Origin of the sequence: Haladaptatus sp., from assembly GCF_049589095.1 — an archaeon.
GTDB lineage: Archaea > Halobacteriota > Halobacteria > Halobacteriales > Haladaptataceae > Haladaptatus.
The window spans coordinates 1-5,577 of record NZ_JBAWAC010000432.1; the positions used below are offsets into that span (position 1 = coordinate 1).

Annotated in this window: 9 protein-coding genes; 4 read left to right on the forward strand and 5 right to left on the reverse strand. The window is 60.9% G+C overall.

Annotated elements, in window-relative coordinates; all coding sequences use genetic code 11:
* Positions 1-397 (forward strand): DUF7344 domain-containing protein (locus tag WBV42_RS13575; RefSeq protein WP_423986499.1); only part of this gene is annotated, 397 nt, incomplete at its 5' end.
* Positions 381-716: a HalOD1 output domain-containing protein gene (locus WBV42_RS13580; RefSeq protein ID WP_423986500.1), complete on the forward strand. Its 336-nt coding sequence runs from the start codon at positions 381-383 to the stop codon at positions 714-716. The genes WBV42_RS13575 and WBV42_RS13580, both read left to right, overlap by 17 nt.
* An 18-nt stretch (positions 717-734) precedes the next feature.
* Here the strand turns inward: WBV42_RS13580 and WBV42_RS13585 are convergent, their stop codons facing one another.
* From WBV42_RS13585 to WBV42_RS13600, 4 genes are all read right to left on the reverse strand, one after another.
* Positions 735-1,223 (reverse strand): DUF309 domain-containing protein, encoded by a 489-nt coding sequence (locus WBV42_RS13585; RefSeq protein WP_423986501.1) that lies wholly within the window; start codon positions 1,221-1,223, stop codon positions 735-737.
* A 99-nt stretch (positions 1,224-1,322) separates the two neighbouring features.
* Complete coding sequence (locus WBV42_RS13590; RefSeq protein ID WP_423986502.1) at positions 1,323-1,646, reverse strand: DUF7116 family protein; 324 nt, start codon at positions 1,644-1,646, stop codon at positions 1,323-1,325.
* Between the two features lie 91 nt (positions 1,647-1,737).
* Positions 1,738-2,274: a hypothetical protein gene (locus WBV42_RS13595; protein WP_423986503.1), complete on the reverse strand. Its 537-nt coding sequence runs from the start codon at positions 2,272-2,274 to the stop codon at positions 1,738-1,740.
* A gap of 42 nt (positions 2,275-2,316) precedes the next feature.
* A complete protein-coding gene (locus WBV42_RS13600) occupies positions 2,317-2,556 on the reverse strand; it encodes a DUF5816 domain-containing protein (RefSeq protein ID WP_253227275.1) in 240 nt (79 codons plus the stop codon).
* An 82-nt stretch (positions 2,557-2,638) separates the two neighbouring features.
* Here WBV42_RS13600 and WBV42_RS13605 point away from each other — a divergent pair, with 82 nt between their 5' ends.
* Both WBV42_RS13605 and WBV42_RS13610 read left to right on the forward strand, forming a co-directional pair.
* On the forward strand, positions 2,639-3,994 hold the full coding sequence (locus WBV42_RS13605; RefSeq protein WP_423986504.1) for a bifunctional metallophosphatase/5'-nucleotidase: 1,356 nt from the start codon (positions 2,639-2,641) through the stop codon (positions 3,992-3,994).
* 67 nt (positions 3,995-4,061) lie between these two features.
* The gene (locus WBV42_RS13610; protein ID WP_423986505.1) at positions 4,062-4,460 is read left to right on the forward strand and encodes a universal stress protein; all 399 of its coding nucleotides are present in this window, start codon (positions 4,062-4,064) and stop codon (positions 4,458-4,460) included.
* 1 nt (position 4,461) lies between these two features.
* Here WBV42_RS13610 and WBV42_RS13615 read toward each other — a convergent pair whose 3' ends face one another.
* The gene (locus WBV42_RS13615) at positions 4,462-5,448 is read right to left on the reverse strand and encodes a mechanosensitive ion channel family protein (RefSeq protein WP_423986506.1); all 987 of its coding nucleotides are present in this window, start codon (positions 5,446-5,448) and stop codon (positions 4,462-4,464) included.
* Between the last annotated feature and the right edge of the window lie 129 nt (positions 5,449-5,577).

Sequence of the window (5,577 nt, forward strand, 5' to 3'; positions counted from 1 at the left end):
TGTTTCGACGGAGGACTTCCCGAAAGACGTTCTGGAGTTGGATCACGTGTTCCAAGCGCTCGCGGAATCACGGCGACGATATCTCGTCTACACGCTGAAATCCCAAACCGAATGGGAGCTGACCGAAATCGCGGTCAAAGTAGCGTCGTGGGAGACCGATATTCCGGAAGAGGACCTGCCGGAGGAGGACATCGAACGAACGTACGCCTCGCTCTACCACGTACACGTTCCGAAACTGGTAGACGAAGGTGTGCTCGTGTTCGATGAATCGAAAGAAATCATCCGACCCGGACCCAATGCCAAACAGGTAGTAACCGCGCTAGCAGGGGCAGGTGCAAGCCTCGACACTCGACAGGAAGCCCATGCTCGGAGGGAGATGGATGACACGGACGAGTGAGAGCGACGACCATGCCGACACCAACGGCACCGACGATGACCATTGGACGCTCGTCCAGCAAGCACGATACGAACCGGAGAGCGGACACGACCTCACGGCGATCATCGTCACTGCCGTCGCAGAGGCCGAGGGATTGTCACCGATGGAGTTGAAAGATCCGGTCTTGTACGATTGTGTCGATGTAGCCGCCCTAGAGAACGCCCTCTTCGGCTTCGACGTTTCGGGGATCGATCGCGACGGTGTCGGCAGCGTCGAGTTCATGTTCGGGGAGTATCGCGTCACGGTCAAAAACGACGGTTGGATTTCCGTGTACGAGTAGGTTTCTCGCGGAAAACGCTCATTCGAAACGGCCCGTCTCGCCGTGATCGACCTCGTCCGCCGTCGGTCGCTCGCTGTCCAACGCGATTTTCCACCCGTGAAGAACGCTCGGGTCCGAGAGCGCCTCTTCCATCGTCGCGCGCACGTCGGCCACGTCCACGCCGTAGAAATCGTCCGGCACGCCGTGGAGATACTGTAACGCCGTCTCGAAGAGCGAACGCATCCCGTCGTTATTCTCGAAGTCGAAGTGTTTGTACGCGCCCGCCGCGACCTGCACCATTCCGTGGAGGAACGCGCTCTCGACCGACCCGTTGCCGTAGTTGTACCACTCGTCCTCGAAGCAGTCGTGGCTCGCGTGGAACTCCCCGGCGTTGAACAGTCGAACACCGTGAATCACCGCCGTGCGGAGGGTACCGTGCTCCCACCGGTTTAGCTCGGCGAGCCACCCGGTCGGTGACTCGCCTGGCAACGGCGGTGCCGCGGTCGGGTCGTGCGTGTGTTCGTCCATCCGTGATCCGTCGTTGGGGCTCCATCGTGTTTACTGTGGCTACTGACCCACGAAAAAGACAAAATCGTGCCCGCGACGGGCCGTTCCAATCCGATACCCCTACTGAGCCACCACCGCTTTGCTCGGCGGTGCCCGGGCGACTTCGTAGTCCCCGCTCTCGTCTACCGCGATGACTGCCCACTCGTAATCGGGATTCGAATCCCGAATCCGTTTGCGCAGTTGCGTCGCGTTCTCTGCCCACGTCACGAAACATCGAAGCGTCCCATATGTCGGCATCTCCCCGGTATCTGCGAGGGCGGAAACGCGTACTTCGCGCCACTTTCGTCTGGCGCGAAATTCGTCTCCGTCGTCCAGAACCTCGTATCCGAGGCGGTTGAAAATCGACCTGGCCTCCTTGGTCGGTGGTGTGCTAACAGGGGCCATCCGTATGAACATACCGCAGGGACCATAATAAATGTTCTTGCGGATTCGAACAAGCGTAAGGATTCGTTCAAAATATCGAAACGAATGGCCACTAGATTCGTTGAACCCACGGGTTTGCGTGTTGTTCGGGATAGACACGTACCTCACCATCGGTTTTGAGGGTCTCGATTTGGCTGCGTGCGTCCTCCCGGTCCATGCCCCCGATGGCGACCGCCGCGTCCAACAGCATGTCCATCAGCGCGCCGTCGTCCGTGACGGCTTCTCGGTCTCCGCCTTCGGTCTCCATCGCGTCCGTCTCCATCACTCGGAGGTACTCGCGCAGGTCAGACGTTTCACGGAGTTCGTCGTGCCATCGTGGCGGATAGTAGCTGATTCGGTTCTCCGAAAGTTCGTAAATGTGTCCGCCCCCGTGCCAGGAATCCTCGCTGACCAGCGCCTCGTCCACCGAGGAGGGAAAACCCTCGTATCGAAACGTCATCGTGTCCAGATACTCCTCGAACAGTTCGCGCTCGACGCCCGCACCGGTGTCCCGGTGATGTTCCTCGACCAACCGCAACGCCCCGTCCAGCATGATGGTTTGGCGCTGGCTTTCCAACTCCTCGACCAGTTCCTCGTCAGTCGAAACCATACTAACGCTCACGCCGCATGGCCCCTAAAGAATCCGGCCGACCTATTCGTGCGCCGCGTCCCACTCGGTCGCTTTCCGGAGGTTGCCACACCGGTTGCACTCGATTCGACCCATCGAATCCATCGCGTTGTCGAGCGTCTCACAGTTCCCACAGAAGTAGCCGTATCGGCGGTCGAAATCGGGCGAGCGGTAGACGACGAAGAAGGGTCCCTTCGATCCGCGAGTCCCATCCGATTCGTTGATGTAGACGGTTTCGTCGTCCCTGGTCGTCGCTGTATTCATCATACACCCTTTGTGGGTCCAGCGATTTAGGGGTGTTGAACATATCGAAGGAATCTTGTCTTCTCCCTGGAACACCTCGCCAATGGCTCTCCGTATCCTCCACTACTCGGACATCGAGAACGTCTACGATGACCCGGACCGGACTGGCCGACTCGCGGGGTGTATCAACGCGAATCGGGACCAACGGACGCTCGTCGTCGGGACCGGAGACAACACCGCACCTGGCGTTCTCTCCCTCGTCACCGAGGGGAAACAGGCACTCTCGTTCTTCGACGCTATCTCGCCCGATTTCGAGACGTTCGGCAACCACGACTTCGATTACGGGATCGACCGAACGCGTGAACTCGTTTGGCGGTCCCCCCAGACGTGGCTCACCGCCAACATACGCGAAGGCGACAACCGATTCGCCGCCGGTGCTGGAACCGCGCAGTACGCCGTTCGGGAAATCGACGGGACGCGGGTCGGATTCTTCGGCGTGACGACACCCGAGACGCCCTCGATCAATCCGAATACGGAGGGATTGGAGTTCACCGACCCGATCGAGGCCGCGGAAGCGACCGTCTCCCATCTCCGTGACGAGGGCGTCGATTACGTCGTCGCACTCTCCCACCTCGGGCGGTACGACGAGGAACTCGCCGCCGCCGTCGACGTGGACGTGATTCTCGGAGGGCACGTTCACTCCGAACGAATCGAACAGATGAACGGAACGCTCGTCACCCGTCCCGGTGTCAACGGCCACGTCCTCTTCTCCATCGAACTGGACAACGAACCGTCCGTCAACCGCCACCGCGTTGCGGACGCCCCCCGAGACGAGGACGTGGCCACGATGATGGAAGAACAGAAGGGGGGCTCCGGACTCGATTCCGTCGTCGCCACCGTCTCCACCCCCATCGAGCGAACCGAAACCACGACGTTCCGGGGTGAGAGCAGGATCGGAAACTTCGTCGCCGACGCGTACCGCTGGGCGACCGACGCGGCGGTCGGCCTGCAAAACAGCGGCGGCATCCGCGAAGGCGAACCCCTTTCGGGTGAGGTAACGGTCGGCGACCTCGTGAGCGTGCTCCCGTTTCAGGAACGGGTGGCCGTCGCGGAACTCACGGGAGCGGAGCTCCTCGACGTGCTTCGACAGGCCTACGACCCGACCATCGGTTTCGCCGAACACGACTGGTGGCACGGCCATCTCAGCGGGGTCGAACTCGTCTGGAACCAGGCCGAGCGGGCGGTCGAATCGGCGACCATCGGTGGGGAAGCCCTGTTGGAGGACGTCACCTACACCCTCGCAACGACCGAGTACCTTCTCCAGAGCGACCGGGAATTTCCGGCACTCCGGGAGGAACACCGTATCGAAACCGGAAAGCTCCAGTACGAAGTGTTGGCCGACTACGCCCGCCGGTTCGGCATCGAACCGAAGATCGAGGGTCGTATCGCGCGTCGATAGACTCGGCCAAGTGGACCGTCACGGACGGATAGTAAACTTCTCCCCGGTGGGTCGCTTTCGACACCACATGACCCGCGTCCTCGTTCCAGTCCGATACCCGCTGACGGAACACTCGCGTCGAACGCTCTCGGAGGCGCTTCGTGTGGCCGAGGAATACGGTGCGGACCTCACCGTCTTACACGTCAACCTCTATCACCGCGGAAGCGACGTGACGCGAACCGATTTGAAACGAACCGTCGAAAAGGCGTTCGGTCGCGTCACCAACGCGAGATACGTCGTTCGGGACGGTTTTTTGGTGGAGGAGACGATTCTCGACGAGATCGCCGCGACGCATGCCGATATCGTCGTCATCGGCCGCAAACAGGTCGGGCGCTGGCGACGGGCGATCCGTCGACTGGTGGACGACCCGAACATCGAGACCTTCCTCCGCGAAAAGGTGGACTGCGAACTGATTACGGTCGGCTAAGTCAGCGTTCGTCGAATTCGACGGGTGACGGCGTTTCGGTTCGTTCCCGATCGGGTTCCATCGCGACGCGGGCGACGCCGCTCGTGTCGTCGAAGACGAGGTGCGAGTGGGGGTAGGCGATCTCCACGTCGGCGTCCTTGAGCCCCTCCCAGATTCGTTCCATGATGTGTGACCGAACCCGGAGCATGTTGTACGGGTCTTTCACCCAGTAGCGGAGTTCGAGCAGGACACCGTGATTCGCAAAGTCCCGTACCTGTGCGACGGGGTCGCTCGGATAGCGCGCGCTTCCGATGCGGATGTCGGGTCCCGATGCCACCACTTCCGGCGTATCGCGGGCCGCCCGCTCCATGATGGCTCGCGCCTCATCGAGGTCCCCCTCGTAGGTGACTTGGAGTTGGAGCGACAGCCTTGAGCGGGTGTCCTCGGCGGAGTAGTTCACCACGTCGCGCTCGCGCATCGTCGCGTTCGGGATGACGAGGAACGTGTTTTCGAGCGTGAATATCTTCGTGTACCGGAGCGTGATGTCCTCGACGTAGCCACGGGTTCCCCCTTCCGGCGTGTTGGTATCGACCAGTTCGATGAGGTCACCGATTTCGTACGGCTGGTCGGCCAACAGGAACAACCCGTTGATGACGCTCCCGATGATCGGCGCGAGGACGAGACCCACCGTGGCGGAGAACACCGTCACCGAGAGCAGGATGTTCGACGCGCCCAACCCGACCTGCGCCGCGGCGGTCCCGACCGCGAGGAACAGGATGATCCCACGGATTCCGCGGAGGACAGTCTTCGTTACGCTCGGCCTGCGGAAGCGACGGGCGACTTGTCGCCCGACGAGGCTGACGACCAACTGCGAGACGTACCAACCGAGCAGGAGGACTAGAATGGCGAGAACGACGTTGTTGACGGAGACGTTCGTTGCAACTTCGTGCGAACCGACCTTTCCGAGCAAGTCGGATACATCGTGCACCACCTTTCCGAACGTCGGCATGATACCCCCGTCTCACCCGACCAAGTAAAACCCCCTCATTTTCCTGTCACACGTGTCGAGAACGGGAGCGATAGCGACGGAAACTAAGTCCTGGCGCGACGATTCGAAGGTATGGCTTCAGAAACACCT